The organism is Neorhizobium sp. T25_27, assembly GCF_002968565.1.
Classification (GTDB): domain Bacteria; phylum Pseudomonadota; class Alphaproteobacteria; order Rhizobiales; family Rhizobiaceae; genus Neorhizobium; species Neorhizobium tomejilense.
Map to the genome: position 1 here is coordinate 19930 of NZ_PVBJ01000003.1, position 15895 is coordinate 35824.

The 15895-nt window shown below is 61.6% G+C and carries 14 protein-coding genes; 5 read left to right on the top strand and 9 right to left on the bottom strand.

Features of this window, described 5'->3' with window-relative positions; genetic code table 11:
* Nucleotides 1-6 precede the first annotated feature (6 nt).
* Nucleotides 7-954, bottom strand: a complete 948-nt coding sequence (gene pdxA, locus C5J24_RS10280; protein WP_105417688.1) for a 4-hydroxythreonine-4-phosphate dehydrogenase PdxA — start codon at nucleotides 952-954, stop codon at nucleotides 7-9.
* The gene (locus C5J24_RS10285) at nucleotides 954-2144 is read right to left on the bottom strand and encodes an exo-alpha-sialidase (protein ID WP_105417690.1); all 1191 of its coding nucleotides are present in this window, start codon (nucleotides 2142-2144) and stop codon (nucleotides 954-956) included. The genes pdxA and C5J24_RS10285 overlap by 1 nt, the downstream gene beginning before the upstream one ends.
* Nucleotides 2145-2578: 434 nt before the next feature.
* Here C5J24_RS10285 and C5J24_RS10290 point away from each other — a divergent pair, with 434 nt between their 5' ends.
* From C5J24_RS10290 to C5J24_RS10310, 5 genes are all read left to right on the top strand, one after another.
* Nucleotides 2579-4075, top strand: a complete 1497-nt coding sequence (locus tag C5J24_RS10290) for an ABC transporter substrate-binding protein (protein WP_105417691.1) — start codon at nucleotides 2579-2581, stop codon at nucleotides 4073-4075.
* A gap of 83 nt (nucleotides 4076-4158) precedes the next feature.
* Nucleotides 4159-5073, top strand: coding sequence for an ABC transporter permease (locus tag C5J24_RS10295; protein WP_105402768.1), 915 nt, complete (start codon nucleotides 4159-4161; stop codon nucleotides 5071-5073).
* An 11-nt stretch (nucleotides 5074-5084) separates the two neighbouring features.
* Nucleotides 5085-6008, top strand: coding sequence for an ABC transporter permease (locus C5J24_RS10300; RefSeq protein WP_105417693.1), 924 nt, complete (start codon nucleotides 5085-5087; stop codon nucleotides 6006-6008).
* Complete coding sequence (locus tag C5J24_RS10305; protein WP_105417694.1) at nucleotides 6001-7617, top strand: ABC transporter ATP-binding protein; 1617 nt, start codon at nucleotides 6001-6003, stop codon at nucleotides 7615-7617. The genes C5J24_RS10300 and C5J24_RS10305 overlap by 8 nt, the downstream gene beginning before the upstream one ends.
* Before the next feature lie 36 nt (nucleotides 7618-7653).
* Entirely contained in the window at nucleotides 7654-8535 is an 882-nt protein-coding gene (locus C5J24_RS10310) for a dihydrodipicolinate synthase family protein (RefSeq protein ID WP_105417696.1), read from the top strand.
* Nucleotides 8536-8587: 52 nt separating this feature from the next.
* Here C5J24_RS10310 and C5J24_RS10315 read toward each other — a convergent pair whose 3' ends face one another.
* The 7 genes from C5J24_RS10315 to C5J24_RS10345 all read right to left on the bottom strand — a co-directional run bounded on the left by C5J24_RS10315 (nucleotide 8588) and on the right by C5J24_RS10345 (nucleotide 15890).
* On the bottom strand, nucleotides 8588-9652 hold the full coding sequence (locus tag C5J24_RS10315) for an ABC transporter ATP-binding protein (protein ID WP_105417698.1): 1065 nt from the start codon (nucleotides 9650-9652) through the stop codon (nucleotides 8588-8590).
* Nucleotides 9653-9682: 30 nt separating this feature from the next.
* On the bottom strand, nucleotides 9683-10486 hold the full coding sequence (locus C5J24_RS10320; RefSeq protein WP_105417700.1) for an ABC transporter permease: 804 nt from the start codon (nucleotides 10484-10486) through the stop codon (nucleotides 9683-9685).
* 6 nt (nucleotides 10487-10492) lie between these two features.
* Nucleotides 10493-11341, bottom strand: coding sequence for an ABC transporter permease (locus C5J24_RS10325; RefSeq protein ID WP_105417702.1), 849 nt, complete (start codon nucleotides 11339-11341; stop codon nucleotides 10493-10495).
* Nucleotides 11342-11438: 97 nt separating this feature from the next.
* A complete protein-coding gene (locus C5J24_RS10330) occupies nucleotides 11439-12479 on the bottom strand; it encodes an ABC transporter substrate-binding protein (protein WP_105417704.1) in 1041 nt (346 codons plus the stop codon).
* Between the two features lie 14 nt (nucleotides 12480-12493).
* Entirely contained in the window at nucleotides 12494-13465 is a 972-nt protein-coding gene (locus tag C5J24_RS10335; RefSeq protein WP_105417706.1) for a dipeptidase, read from the bottom strand.
* A complete protein-coding gene (locus C5J24_RS10340) occupies nucleotides 13462-14184 on the bottom strand; it encodes a hypothetical protein (RefSeq protein ID WP_105417708.1) in 723 nt (240 codons plus the stop codon). The genes C5J24_RS10335 and C5J24_RS10340 overlap by 4 nt, the downstream gene beginning before the upstream one ends.
* Entirely contained in the window at nucleotides 14181-15890 is a 1710-nt protein-coding gene (locus tag C5J24_RS10345; RefSeq protein ID WP_245446607.1) for a hypothetical protein, read from the bottom strand. The genes C5J24_RS10340 and C5J24_RS10345 overlap by 4 nt, the downstream gene beginning before the upstream one ends.
* Nucleotides 15891-15895 lie beyond the last annotated feature (5 nt).

Consider the following 15895-nt stretch of genomic DNA (forward strand, 5'->3'; position numbering starts at 1 on the left):
CTTTCCTTATCGGACCCCCGCCACGAGCTTGCGCGCGTAGGCGATGGCAGAATTCATATTGCCGTGATTGGCGATCCCCTTGCCGGCGATATCGAATGCGGTGCCGTGATCGACGGAGGTGCGGTCGATCGGCAGATCGACCGAAACGTTGACGGCCGTGTCGAAGGCGACAAGCTTGATCGGGATATGGCCCTGATCGTGATACTGCGCGACGACCAGATCGAAGGCGCCCGAATAGGCTCGATGGAAAACCGTATCGGCGGAAATCGGACCGTGAACCTCGATGCCTTCGGCGCGGGCGGCCGCCACGGCCGGCGCGATCTGATCGTCGTCCTCCGTGCCGAAGAGGCCATTTTCGCCGCAATGGGGATTGATGCCGGCCACCGCAATGCGCGGACGTTCATAACCAATGCGCTTCAGATGCGCGTCACCGGCGCGGATCGTCGCCAGAACCCGTTCCGTCGTGGCGCGCCGGATAGCCTCCTGCAGGGAGACATGCGTGGAGACATGGATCACCTTCAGGCGGTCGGAGGCCAGCAGCATGTATGCCGCTGCCGAACCGGTGAGGCTGCGCAGCATGCCCGTATGGCCATCGTAGTGATGACCCGCAAGGTTGAGCGCTTCCTTGTTGATCGGCGCGGTGACGATGCAGCCGATCGAGCCGGCCTCGGCATCGCGTACGGCGCGCTCGATGAAGCGGAACGCCGCATCGCCGGCGACCGCCGAAAACTGCCCCCAGGGCAGAGGCGCTCCCTCCACCGGAAGATCGACCACGTAAGGCGTGAGGTCGAGCGTGACCCCGACCGCGTCGCGGGCCGCCTCCAGCGTCGCAAGATTGCCGTAGACCCGCGTTGCGGAGCGATCGGCGTCCGACATCTCGGCCAGCGCCTTGACTGTTACTTCCGGACCGACGCCACAGGGGTCTCCCATGGTTATACCAATGATATTGCTCATCAAATTCTCCCGTCAGTCGCGTCTGCCCAGCCCGAAGCCAGGCTCACGTATTTGATTGCCCGCCTGTGATAGGTATAGGCGATGTGCAGGGTCCCGTCCGGCGCGTCCAGCAGCCACGGATAGGACATTTCCTTGTTCCGGCCATCGGTGGAATCGTTGGACAGGCAGGTGCCCGGCCCGTCTTCGATCAGAATACGGACTGGGAAGCTTAGCCCGCCATCATTCGAAATACAGACACAGACCGGCGCGCGCGGCACGCCCCAGACGGGCACGCAGCCGCCCGTAGGATCGGCATCCGGTCTTTCGTCACTCTCGCCGAGTTCATCGTAAAGCGAAGCACGGCGATCGCCGGACTGAGCCGCGCTTGTCGGATTGCAGATCATCGCAAGCCGACCGTCCTTCAACCGGATAACCGCAATCGAGGAATTGTTGTTCGGCACATCCGTTGCCTCGGGCACCGACCAGGATCGGCCGCCATCGGCGCTTTCGCTCCGGTAGACGAAATCCGCCTGCCTCCGGCGGAAAAAAGCCGCATGACCGCCTGCCGGCAAGGCGACGGGACTCATATGGACGCAGCCGGTCGATTGCGGCAATTCTTCGAGGCGCCAGGTTTTCCCGGCATCTGTGGATATCCCGATTGCCGCCGTGTCATGGCTTCCATTCCACTTCTGGCCCGGCCGCTGAACGCAGCGGAAGATCGGCAGAAGCCATGCGCCGTCATCCCGCACCGTCAGCGGAGCTCGGATAAAACATCCTTTCGGCAGGTCGAGATAAGCGCCCGCCTCCGTAGTCAGCCTTGTCGGGTCGCTTTGATCACGCCGGATCTCGGCCATGCGGATACGGCATTCGTCCTGGTTACCGGAAGGCTGCGACGTGTGGAAAAGCCAGAGCCGGCCATCGGGCGCGTTAAGCAGAACCGGGTTCTGCTCGGAATGCGCGTCATCGAAGCTCAGCCTCTGCGGCAGCCCCCAGAGGTCCGAGGACGACATGAGGACGGACGCGAAAATGGATATATCGGACTTACCTTCCAGCGAGCCACCGAACCAGGCGCAGATCAACGCGCCGTCAGCCAGGAGATGCAGGAAGCTTGCATGGTTCTGCACCATGGGGGAAGGCAGGAAGGCTTCGTGCCTGCCGGCGGTCATCCGTACCTTGCCGGTCATTGCTGCCGCTATTTCATCAGGGCTCATAAAGCTCTCCTCTCGGCGCTGAGAATTGCCAGAAACACAAAGTTGTCAAGTTTTATAATATGCATAAGCCGCAGGTTTCAGGTGCAGGTATAATCATAACAATATGGAAAATAACGGTATTTTTACGAATGAATTTTTCTCAAAAAATTACATCGCAAAACAATTTGACAAAGTGCGCAGGACAGAACATGGTTTGGAGGAGAATAGCACAGGAGGAGTAGGCGATCGCGGTGCAGCGAAATATGTGGCCCTGCCGTCGGGGGAAATTTTCGGTCCAAGACCCGAACGCCCCACGATTGAGCCTCTAAATCGCCATCGGTCTTCCTTCACGGGTCGGCTCGCCAATCACCAAATCAGCCGTTCATCCACCGGGCCACGGCAGGTCGATCGGAACGGTGTCTGATCAATTTATATTCACTTGGGAGGTGAACCACATGAAGAAGATGCTGATGACCGCGCTGATCCTTGGATCTGCGCTTGCGCCGGCTTACGCGGGGTCCGGTCCTATCAAGATCGTGCTGCCCGAAGAAGCCGATCTGCTGGAGCCGTGCATGGCGACCCGTTCCAACATCGGTCGTATCATCATGGAGAATGTCAGCGAAACCCTGACCGAGCTCGATGTACGCGGCAAGAAGGGCGTGATGCCGCGCCTTGCCGAAAAATGGGAGCAGACCCAGGACGGCAGCTGGCGGTTCCATCTCCGCCAGGGCGTCAAGTTCTCCAACGGGACGACGTTCGACGCCAAGGACGTGAAGCACAGTTTCGATCGCGTGATGAGCGACAAGAATGCCTGCGAATCTCGCCGCTATTTCGGCGGCATGAAGATCAGCGCCAATGTCGTCGATCCCAACACGATCGATTTCAAGGCCGACCCGGCCCAGCCGATCCTGCCTTTGCTGATGTCATTGGTGACGATCGTCCCGGAAGAAACTCCGCTGGCATTCATTCGCGAGCCGATCGGAACCGGCCCCTATGCGCTGAAGAACTGGACGCCGGGTCAGCAGATCGTGCTGGCCGCCCGCAGCGACTACTGGGGCGCCAAGCCGCAGGTGACCGAGGCGACCTATCTGTTCCGCTCCGATCCGTCCGTGCGTGCGGCGATGGTGAAGGCTGGTGAGGCGGATCTTTCTCCGTCGATCTCGCAGCTGGATGCAACCGATCCGAAGACCGACTTCTCCTATCTCGACAGCGAGACGGTCTATCTGCGTCTCGACCACAACATTCAGCCGCTGAACGACGTGCGCGTTCGCAGGGCGCTCAATCTGGCCATCGATCGTCAGGCATTCATCGGCACGCTGGTGCCGGATGGTGCCGTGCTCGCGACGGCGCTGGTTCCGCCGACCACGCAAGGCTGGAACCCGAACGTCAAGGTGTTTCCCTATGATCCGGCAGGCGCCAAGAAGCTTCTCGCGGAGGCCAAGGCCGCCGGCGTGAAGGTCGATACGCCGATCACGCTGATCGCCCGCACGGCAAACTTCCCGAACGTCACCGAAATCATGGAAGCGGTTCAGTCGCAGCTCCAGGAAGTCGGCTTCAAGGTCGATCTGAAGTTTGTCGAAGTCGCCGAGCACGAGAGCTACTATTCCAAGCCCTTCAAGGAAGGTCGTGGCCCGATCATCGTCGCCGCCATGCACGACAACTCCAAGGGGGATCCGTCCTTCACCATGTTCTTCAAATATGCCTCGCAGGGTACGCAGTCGGGCTTTTCCGACCCAAAGGTCGACGACCTGATCAAGCGCGCCTCGGCGGCAGTCGGCGACGAACGTGCGAAGCTCTGGTCGCAGTTGATCGCCTACCTGCATGACGACGTGGTTGCAGACGGCCTTCTCTTCCACATGGTCGGCTTCTCGCGCGTTTCACCGCGTATCGACTTCAAACCGACCATCGCTACAAATTCGATGCTGCAATTGTCCGAGATCGGCATCAAATAGTCAGCGGAAACCGGCTACCGGATTTCCAATCACGACCCAAAGGCGGCGGGTACCCATCCGCCGCCATAATAGTCGAGGGCGACATGCTCAGTTTCATTCGTAAGCGCTCCGTGGCGAGCTTGATTTCACTGGTCGGGCTGCTTGTGCTGGTGTTCTTCCTGTCCCGCCTGACCGGCGATCCGGCCGCTCTCTTCCTGCCCGTCGAGGCTTCGGCCGAAATGAAGCAGCAGTTCCGCGAGCTTCACGGGTTGAACGACCCGCTGATGGTGCAGTTCGGGCGCTATGTCGGCGACGTGGTAACCGGCGATCTCGGTGAATCGCTCCGCAAGGCACGGCCGGCGCTGGGTGTGGTGACGGAAGCCTTCGTGTGGACGCTCTGGCTCGCCGTGATCACCATGTCGCTCGTCACGGCGGCCGCCATCGTCGTCGGCTCGCTCGCCGCCTTTCGTTCCGGTGGCTTCTTCGACCGGCTCTCCTCGATCATCTCACTCGTTGGCGCCTCCGTCCCGGATTTCTGGCTGGCCATCGTCGCGATCGTCGTCTTCTCCGTTAACCTCGCATGGCTGCCGACCTCCGGCACCGGCTCGATCCTGCACTGGATCCTGCCGATCGCCGTGTTGTTCGTCCGTCCCTTCGGCATCATCGTCCAGGTGGTGCGCGGCTCGATGATCGGCGCGCTATCCTCCGCCTATGTGAAGACGGCCCGCGCAAAAGGCGTCAAGGCCGGCCCGATCATCTTCATCCACGCCCTGCGCAACGCCATGCTGCCGGTCATCACCGTCATCGGGGACCAGGCGGCAAGCCTGTTGAACGGCGCCGTGGTGGTCGAGACGATCTTCGGTTTTCCAGGCGTCGGCAAGCTGATGATCGACTCGATCCTGCAGCGGGATTTCAACGTCGTCCTTGCCGCGATCCTGGTGACCGCGCTGGCGATCTTCCTCATGAACCTGCTGATCGACCTTGCCTATGCGCTTCTCGATCCGCGCATCCGTCATTGAGGAGCGCAACGATGAGTGTTTCCACCTCCGATACGACGATCACCCACGAGCCCCCCTTCCCGGTCCGCATGGCACGGATGCTCTGGGCCGACAAATTCGCGCTCTGCGCGGTAATCTTCCTGCTCATCATCATCGTACTTGCCCTGGTCGGGCCATCCTGGCTCGGTGAGCTCGCCACCAAGCAGAACCTGCGCGGCCGCAACCTCGCGCCGTTCGACTGGAGCCGTGAATGGGTATGGTGGATGGGGGCCGACGCTCTCGGCCGGCCGCTGCTCGCCCGCATCATCGTTGCGACCCAGAATACGATCATGGTCGCAGCCGGCGCGGTGATCCTGTCGTCGGTCACCGGCACGCTGCTCGGCCTCGTCGCCGGCTTTTCCTCGCCCCGCGTCGGGCAGGTGATCATGCGCCTGGCGGACGTGATCATGTCCTTCCCCTCGCTGTTGATCGCGGTGATCGTCCTTTATCTCCTGGGGTCCTCGATCCTGAACCTGGTCGCCGTCCTGTCGATCACCCGCATCCCCGTTTATCTGCGCACCACCCGCGCCGAGGTGCTGGAGATCCGCGAGCGGATGTTCGTGCAGGCGGCGCGGGTGATGGGCGCTTCGCAGAACCGCATCCTGTTCCGTCACATTCTGCCGGTCGTTTTCCCGACGCTCACGACACTGGCGACGCTGGACTTCGCCTATGTCATGCTTGCCGAAAGCGCGTTGTCCTTCCTCGGCATCGGCATCCAGCCGCCCGCGATCACCTGGGGGCTGATGATCTCCCAGGGGCGCCAGTATCTGACCAATGCCTGGTGGCTCTCGTTCTGGCCCGGACTGGCAATCATCATGACGACCTTGTCGCTCAACCTTTTGTCGAACTGGCTGCGCATCGCGCTCGACCCGGTTCAGCGCTGGCGCCTGGAAATGAAAGGCCGAAAGAATGGCTGAGCACCTGCTGGAAGTCCGCAACCTCTCGGTCGAATTCCACACGGCCGCCGGCGTCGTGCATGCCGTGCGAAACATCTCCTATCATCTCGACCGCGGCGAAACGCTGGCGATCCTGGGCGAGAGCGGATCGGGCAAGTCGGTTTCGTCAGCGGCGATCATGAACCTCATCGACATGCCGCCCGGCCGGATCAGTGCCGGGCAGATCCTGCTTGATGGCAAGGACCTGCTGACAATGCCGCCCCAGGCCCGCCGCGAGGCAAACGGCCGGCGGATCGCGATGATCTTTCAGGACCCGCTCAGCCATCTGAACCCGGTCTATACCGTCGGATGGCAGATCCGCGAAGCGATGACGACCCATGGCATGCCGGCCGAACAGGCCAGGAGCGAAGCGGTGCGCCTGTTGACGCGGGTCGGCATTCCCGATCCGGAAGGCGCCATGGGCAAATATCCGCACGAATTTTCCGGCGGCCAGCGTCAGCGCGTGATGATTGCGATGGCGCTTGCGCTGCGCCCCGACCTGCTGATCGCCGATGAGCCGACCACCGCGCTCGACGTGACGGTCCAGGCCGAGGTGCTGGCGCTGTTGAAGGAGCTGCAGCGGGAAACCGGCATGGGCGTGCTGATCATCACCCACGATCTCGGCGTGGTGGCCGAAATTGCCGATCGCGTCGTTGTCATGGAAAAAGGCGAGTTGGTCGAGACCGGCACGGTTCGCGACGTCTACAAGAACCCAAAGCATCCCTATACCAAAAAGCTGATCGGCGCCGCCCCCGGAAAGGGCGAGATGCACATCGCGCAGCTGTCGGGCGAACCGCTGCTCAGCGTCCGGGACATACGCAAACGCTACGGCTCTTTCGATGCGCTGAAGGGCGTCTCGTTCGATCTGAGAGCCGGCGAAACCATGGCGATCGTCGGGGAAAGCGGCTCGGGCAAATCGACGCTTGCCCGCGTTCTCTTGAGGCTGGACGAGCCAGACGCCGGTACGGCTCACTGGAAGGGGCGCGATCTTTTTCAGCTCTCGCCATCGGAACTCTACAAGCTCCGCCGCGACCTTCAGATGGTGTTTCAGGACCCCACCCAGTCGCTCAATCCGCGCATGACGGTGTTCCAGCTCGTATCCGAAGCATGGGCCATCCATCCCGACATTCTGCCAAAGCGCCAATGGCGGGAACGGGTCGCGGAACTGCTGGTGCAGGTCGGCCTTTCGGCCGAGCACATGAGCCGTTACCCGCACCAGTTCTCCGGCGGCCAGCGACAGAGGATTGCAATTGCCCGCGCGCTTGCGCTCGAACCACAGCTGATCGTCTGCGACGAGGCGGTGTCGGCGCTCGACGTGTCGGTGCAGGCCCAGGTCATCGCGCTTCTCGACAAGCTGCGAAGGGACATGGGAATCTCCTTCATCTTCATCGCCCACGACCTGCCCGTCGTTCGTGACTTCGCGGACTACGTCATGGTCATGCAGAAGGGCGAAGTGGTGGAATTGGGAACGGTCCGGGAAATCTTCGAGACGCCCCGGGAAGCCTATACAAAAGCGCTCCTGGCGGCGAGCCTCGATCCGGACCCGGATGTTCAGGCCGAACACCGGGCAGCCCGTCTCAAACGTGCATGACACACCGCCGGACGGCGGATAAGCGGAGTTGATTGAATGACCAGAAATGCCTTTGTCGCACTTGTGACTTGCTTCAACGAAGACGAGACGATCAATTTCGAGGCGACCCGCGCCCAGGTCCGCCGGCAGGTGGCGGCGGGCAACAACATCATGTGCGCCGGCACCAATGGTGATTTCACAGCTCTCACCCACGAAGAGAAGATCCGCCTGACGGAACACGTGGTTGACGAGGTGGCAGGCCGCGCCAAAGTCATCGTCAATGCCGGGATGCCTGCCACCTTCGAAACGGTGCAGCTCGCCAAAGAGTTTGACCGGATCGGCGTCGACGGCATCGCCGTCATCACCCCCTTCTTTATCGCCTGCACCCAGGACGGACTGGTCCGCCACTTCTCGACGGTCGCGGATACGGTCAAGACGCCGGTCTATCTCTATGACATCCCCGCCCGGACCCAGAACCACATCGAGCCGGCGACGGCCGCAAAGCTTGCCGGGCACGGCAATATCGCCGGCATCAAGGATTCCGGCGGCGCTCAGGAAACTCTTGCAGCCTACCTCCAGGTCTCGAAAGAAAACCCAGGATTCGAGGTTTATTCCGGTCCCGACCATCTTGTCCTGTGGTCGCTCCAGAACGGCGCTGCTGGCTGCATATCAGGCCTCGGCAACGCCCTGCCGCACGTGCTCGCCGGCATCGTTGCGGCCTTCAATTCCGGCGACATCGCGGAAGCGGAGCGTCAGCAGGCGATCTATACCGCCTTTCGCACCGAGCTTTATGCGCTGGGCTTTGCGCCCGCCATGGTCAAGCGGTCGCTTTACCTTCAGGACAAGTCGGTTGGCGCGAGCAGGCAGCCTGCCCTGCTTCCAGACGAGTCTCAGGACGAGAAAATAAAAGAAATTCTAAAAAAATACGAGCTGCTGTAGGGTTTTCTGACCTAAGGTGTCGCCAAATTTACGAGGCGCTTCGAGCGCAACCCTATTTGGTGATCACGAACACCGCGTCCGGCGCCCAGCTGATACAGCATTCCTCGCCTTCCTTGATGATCACCACATCGGCGCCGAGCACCCTGACGCGCATGGGGATCTCCCCTGCCCGTCCGATCACGAGTGCGTTGTCGCCGTAGTTGACGATCGTCTCGACGATCATGCGGGCGTTCTTGCGGCCCTCGATCGGGTTGCGTGACAGCTTGATATGCTCCGGGCGGATCAGAAGCGTCACCTTCTGGCCATCGGCAAGAGTATCTTCGCCAGCGTATTGGACGGCTCCAAGCGTCGGGTTTTCGGCCGTTCTGTCGGTCCCGCTGGTAATGATTGCCGGGATCAGGTTGCTCTCGCCGATGAAGGCAGCGACGAAGGAGGTCTGCGGGTGATGGTAGATATCCAGGGGTGCTGCGACCTGCTCGATACGTCCCTTCTCGAACACCACGATGCGATCGGACATCGACATGGCCTCCGACTGGTCATGGGTCACGAAAATGGTCGTCACGCCGAGGCTGCGCTGGATGCGCTTGATCTCGATCTGCATCTGCTCACGCAGGTTCTTGTCGAGCGCGCCGAGCGGCTCGTCAAGCAGAAGCAGCGAGGGCTCGAAGACCAGTGCGCGGGCAAGCGCGACCCGCTGCTGCTGGCCGCCGGACAATTCCTTCGGATGGCGATGGCCAAAGCCCTTGAGACCGACGAGCGACAGCATGTCCTCTGCCTGCCTCAGGCCCTGCGAACGGCTGACGCCACGCATCTGCAGCGGGAAATAGACATTCTCCACCGCCGTCTTGTGCGGAAACAAGGCGTAGTTCTGGAACACGATGCCAATATTGCGCTCGTGCGGCGCAAGCTCGGAGATCGACCGGCCACCGACTTGCACCGTGCCGCCGCTCGCCTTTTCGAAACCGGCAATGATCATCAGGGTCGTCGTCTTGCCCGAGCCGCTCGGCCCCAGGAAGGTCACGAACTCCCCCTTGTCGACCGACAGGCTCACATCGTCGAGCGCTGTGAAATGCCCGTAGGTCTTGGTGATGTTGGAGAGTTGCAGATAGTTCGTCATGGGAAGTCCTTGGGGAAGTCCTTGCGAGGATCAATGTGCGCCGGCCGGCCGGCTCGGCTTGGGAGCGCGGCTGCGCAGCGCGCTGGCGAAATAGGGAGCCGCTATGCCGAGCAGCACGACGAAGAACAGCAGCGTCGAGATGACGGCGATCACCGGATCGGCCTCCTGGCGAATGCTGTCAAACATCTTGCGCGGCAGGGTCTCCGCGTCGCGGCCGGAAATGAAGATCGCCACCACCGTCTCGTCGAAGGATTGGATGAAGGCGAAGAGCGAGCTGATGACCAGGCCCGGCCGCAGGATCGGCAGGGTGACGTGCAGGAAGGTCTTTGCCGGACTGGCGCCGAGGCTCTGCGCGGCGCGTTCAAGGTTTCGGTCGAAACCCTTGAGATTGGCCGAAAGGACGAGGAAGGCGATCGGGACCGACAGGCAGGTATGCGCCAGGATGACGCCGAGATGGCTGTGCACCAGCCCGAGATCGCCGAAATAGGAATAGTAGCCGACCGCCATGACGATATGGGGCACTGCCATCGGCATCAGCATCATCAGGTCGGCAAACCCCTTGCCGCGAAACTTGTGGCGCACCAGGGCGAAGGTTGCAGGCACGACCAGGGCCATGGTGAGGATGGTCGTCGCAGTCGCGATCAGGATGCTGTTCCAGGTCGGTATCAGCCAATCCATGCTGGTGAAATAAGCCCGGTAATATCCAAGCCAGTAACCCGGCGGCGGGAATTGCAGCGAGCTCGCGTTCGAAAACGACATCGGCACGACGATGACGAGCGGTGCTGCAATGAAGAGCACGACGATGAAACCGGCCCAGCGCATGAACGTGTTCATGTTCGGTCACCCCCAGAGTTTGTCGAGGCCGAAACGGCGGTGATAAATGGTGAGGATGATGAGTGTCACCACGAGCAGGATCATCGCCATGGCGGAGCCCAGACCGAAGGCGAGGAACTCCTCGATCTGGTGGCCGATCAGACCGGCGACCATCTGCTCGCGCGGGCTGCCGAGCAGAACCGGCGTCACGTAGAAACCGAGGCAGATGACGAAGACCAGGACGGAACCATTGGCGATACCCGGTGCCGTCAGCGGCAGGTAGACATGCCTAAACAGCGACCAGCCCTTGGCGCCCAGGCTTTCCGCCGAGCGGATCAGCGCCGGGTCGATCTTCTTCATCACCGAATAGATGTTCATGATCATGTAGGGCGCCAGGATATGCACCATGGCGAGCGTCGAGGAAAAACGGGTGAAGAGAAGCTGCGGCGGTTTGTCGACGCCGATCATCTGCAGGAAGGCGATCAGCGGACCGTTATTGCCGAGCAGAACCATCCACGAATAGGTACGGACGAGGAAACTGGTCCAGAAGCTCATGGTGACGAGCAGCAAGATCAGCATTGCCGTGCGCGGCTTTGAATGCGCCATCAGATAGGCCAGCGGATAACCGACCAGAAGGCAGCAGAGCGTGACGAAGGCGGCCGTCACGAACGTGTTCAGGAAGACGCGCTGGTAGAGCGCGCCGGTGACGACCTTCTGGTAGTTCGCAAGCGAGACCTTCGGCTCGGTGAAGCTCATGATCGCCACTTCGGCAAGCGGCACGGCGAAGAAGATGAGCATGTAGATGCCGAGCGGCGCCAGCAGCAGCCAGGGCCAGATGTTCGTCTTTTCCGTCAGTTTTGAAAGGCTGATGCCCATTGCCGTTCCCTTTTCATGGCAGGCAGGATCGTTTCGGCATCGCGCGGTCGCTCCGCGCGATGCCGGCTAGCAGGTCAAGTTGATCCAGGAGAGCGGATCAGCTCGCGACCCACTCCTCGAAACGTTCGGCGAGCTCCGCCGGGTCTATGCCCAGATTCGCCATGTCCTGCTCGAAGGTCAGCTTGTAGTTGTCCGGCGAGGTCGGCATGCGCTTGGCATCCGCTGGATCCACGAACTGGTTGGAGGCCGGGTTCAGCGCGCCGTAGTCCGCAGCCTTGGAGAAGCCGGCGAGCGGCTTGGCACTGGTTGCGAACTCGACGAATTTCCTGGCGTTCTCGAGGTTCGGTGTCTTCTTGGCGACAACCCAATAGGCGCGCTCGATCTCGCCCTGGTTCCAGGTCATGGCAACCGGAGCGCCAGCCTTCTCGGCCTCGAAATATCGGCCGTGCCAGATGCCGATCATGTCGATCTCTCCGTCACGCAGGATCTGCGTCGACTGGGCGCCGGCAGTCCACCAGACGCGGATATGCGGCTTGATCCTGTCGAGCGACTTGAAGGCCCGGTCAACATCGAGCGGATAGAGGTCCTTGACCGCGACGCCGTCGGCCAGAAGCGCGATCGGGATGACGCGCGACGCATAACGCTGCAGCGACCGCCCGCCGGGGAATTTCTCGACGTTCCAGAAATCGGCCCAGGTCTTCGGAGTGTCCTTATATTTGTCCTTGCGCCAGGCCATGACGGTGGCGAACGCATGTGACGCGACGCCGTTTTCGAAGAGGCCGCCTTTGTAGGGTTCCTTCAGCTCTTCGATGATGCCGGCCTGGTTGGCGCGCACCAGTTCGCCGCCGCCGAGCGTGGTGACGTCGAATTCGTAGGTGCCGGTCTTCACCTGCTGGGCGAGCTTGGCGAACGAGACCGGGGAAACCGTCTTGACCTGAATGCCGGTTTCTGCGGTGAAGGGATCGATGAGATGCGCCTTTGCCGCAGCCTCCCAGGGACCGCCCCAGGTGTTCACGTAGAGGATCTTTTCCTGCGCGCGAGCGAGATAGGGAGCGGCAAGCGAGGCGGTGACCGCAGCGCCGGCCGTCTTCAGGAAACGGCGGCGGTCAGGCATGAGAAATGTCTTCATTCCAGTCATTGCAGTTCTCCTCTTTATGATTTTCTGAAGGTGGCTTCGTAGAGCCGCAGCCAGTTCTGGTGGGTGATCTTCGCGACCTCTTCTTTCGAGAAGCCCACGGCGCGCAGGCCGTCCGGGATTACCCTGATGTCCTCGACCTTCTGGAACCATTCCGGCGGCGCGGCCTTGAGCGGCTTGCCGGGGGCGCTGGCGCCATAGTCCTCGCCACGGGTCCAGCGCCCCTTGCGCATCCACGCATAATCGGGAGCGGTGAAATTGTGGCTCTTGTCGGTGCCGATCGCGACGGAGTCGATGCCGGCAAGATCCACCGTGCGGGCAACCATCGTGCACCAGGCTTCGATCGAAGCGCAGAAGTCGTCGCCGGTGATGTTGCGATAGGCAGCGCAGCCGATCACGCCGCCGGTATCCTTCAGCGCCCGGATGACGTCGTCCGACTTGTTGCGCTTGTGGAAGAACAGCGACTGGGCGTTGGCATGGGTGACGGCGATCGGCTTTTCGGAAACCTTGATCGCATCGAGCGTCGTGCGGTCGCCGACATGGCTGCAATCGACCAGAATGCCGGCAGCATTCATCTCACGCACCACTTCCTTGCCGAAACGGGCAAGGCCGGAATCTTCGGCCTCGTAGCAGGAGCCACCGAGTTCGTTCTGGTTGTTGTAGGTGAGCTGCACGACGCGCACGCCGAGTTCGGCAAACATCTCGACGAAGCGGATCCGCCCTTCGAAAAGGTTGGCATTCTGGAAACCCATGATGACCGCGACCTTGGCCGCGCTGGAAATGCGCGTGATGTCGCCTGCGGTAAGGGCGATCTCGGCAATGTCGGAGTTTTCGCGCACCAGGTCGCGCCAGCGGCCGATCGAGTCCATCGATTCAACGGTGCCCTCCCAGAAGCCGCAGGTATTGACGACCCCGCCGACATCCCCTGCCCTCAGGGATTCAAAGGCGGCGCGATCGAAATGCCCACATTGCAAACCGTCGATGATCATGATCTCGCGCCCTCTTTTATACGTTCGGAAATGCTGGACGACAGGAAGGAGACATCCGTCTCGTCGTCATTGTCCTTGCGGCCGATGACGGTGCCGTCCTCGTTGACGATCATCGGGCCGGCATGGCGGCGCGAGACGACGCTGTCGGTCGCAAGCGCCTGCTTCGCAAGGTGATAGATGCGCCACCAGAGGTCGCTCTCGATCTCGGCGCCGTTTTCCAGAAGCGACCAGAGAAGAGGATCGTCGTTGCGAAGGTCGCCGGTGACAGCTGCCGGAACAGCCTTCAACACATTGCCGAATACGGAGATCGAGAGCCCTGATCGCCCGCCAAAACGCGCGGCAAGCGCAAGTTCCTCGGCATCCGTGGCTCCTGTTATGGTCAGCTCCACCGACCCGAACCGGGTTGTCAGCTCACCGAGAAGATCGATCGCCGTCGGCAGCACGAACCATGCGTGTTCGCCGCAAGCATCGAGCGTCATGCGGTTGCCGGCTTCGGAAGCAATCGCGATACGGGCGGGAGCCGCCGACTTGAAGCTCTCGAACCGCTGCTCGAGCAGTTTGAAACCGCCAAGGCCGAGCTTTTGCGAATACATCGGAATGTCGCCGACTGTCAGGAAGAAGCCTTTGGGCAGGCTGCTCAGCGAAAGGATCCTCTCCGACATCAGCCGCATTTCGCGAGGCATGACGCGCATGGAGGGAGATGAACGCGAGGATGTCATAGAACAGGCTCCGCCGGGTAATACCAAGTGCCGGTATAGCCGGCGCGCAGATCGTCGGGGGTCGGTGCGCCGTGATAGAGCACGCCGCGCAGGTTGCGGTTCAGGAAGTCACGGGTCTTGTCGATGCCGTGGATGCCGACATTCATCAGCCGCACGAGATCGATCGGCACAAAAGCCTCCGCGTTAATGTTGGCGCGGGGCGTGTGATAGTCCCGCCCGCGCAGGCTCTGAATGCGCGCCACCATGTAGCGGTGTTCGGGATGTTTCATCAGGAAACGGGCGGTGCTGAGCGAACCATCGGCGCTGCCGAGATCGGCAAAAAGGGATTGGATGCCGCCGCAGACATCGAGGCCGAGGTCGAGCGCATCGGGAACCTCCTCCCGGGCGCCGCGGCGCGGTTCCTCCGCCGTCTCCGACTTGTACCAGACATATTTATAGGCCTCGGGGCCAGCCATGTCGGTGTCGAGCGCCCACCGATATTCATCCCCGACAAGCGCCATCAGTTGTTCGACCGTCTCGGCCGGTGAGATGCTGAATTCGTCGGGAGCATCGATGGCTGACAACAGCCGGTCGGCTTGTTCCGGCACCAGTTCGATCAGCAACGACAGGAAAGTCTCGAAGGCTTCCGGAATGAGGTGGGCTTCGAATTCGGCGGCAAGCACGTCAAGCGGGAAATCCGTGGCACGGCCAAACACCGTTCCGCTGCGGCGGAATTCTTCGAGTGCTGCCACGACCTTTTCGAGGTCGGACGCCACTTCGGCGCTGGAAGCAAATGTCTCGTAGACCATCCGGTCCTGTTTGCGGAACACGATTGCCTGGCGGAGAAGTCCGAGCAGCCTGGCGATGCGGGGATCCGACCCATCGAGCTTCAGCGCGCGGGCCATCGCAATCGCGGCTTCGCGCGCGGACAGAAGCCCGTCGATCAGGCGCGGATGTTTGTGGACGAAGAAGATAAGGCCGAGCGCCGAACCATTGCCGACGCCGATATAGCGGCGAAGCTGCGGGTCGAGACGCACGGCGGTCTCCGATTTCTTGGCCGCCAGATGCTCGACGAGGTCGCAGGAGAATTCCCGCATCAGGTAGGCGGTCAGCAACTGGGCCTGCAGGACACTACCGAGCGAATGACGGGCACCGAGCGACGGAAAGGAGCGCGTCCCGAACGTGCCGTTGCCGTCGAGGCCGGTATTGCGCATCAGGTAACAGACCTTCGAAAGATCGGCGACGGAGGGCTGACGGCCTTCGGCAAGCGCTTCGAGCGTCTGGTCGAAGACCCGCATCGAGCGGTTCGAGCGGCACCAGATGAGCGTTCCTGCGGTCGCCCGGCCGGTATAGAGCTTGGGGATTTCCCGCCGCGCCGTTTCGATCTCGACTTCGGTCGCCGGCCCTTCGATCAGTGCGCCCATCATGTCCCAGGCCTGGCCGATGATACGGCCGGTACGAGCCGTGCGGCTCGGCGGACGGGAAAAGCCGATGAAGGAGAATTCCTGGTCAGGCGCCTTGATGGAGTAAACGACGGTTCCTTCGGCGTTTCCATCCACGTTGAAAAGGACGTTGGAGATGTCCCAGCGCTCGCGGATCATCTTGTTCATGAAGGCGCGGGTGCCGCTGAGCCGGCTCGGCTGGATTGCCGCCAGCCGTGAGGTCTTCATCACCTCATGGCTCGGGCGCGGTCGGGGCGTTGCCACCTGTTCGGAAGTCGCGGTCATGACCG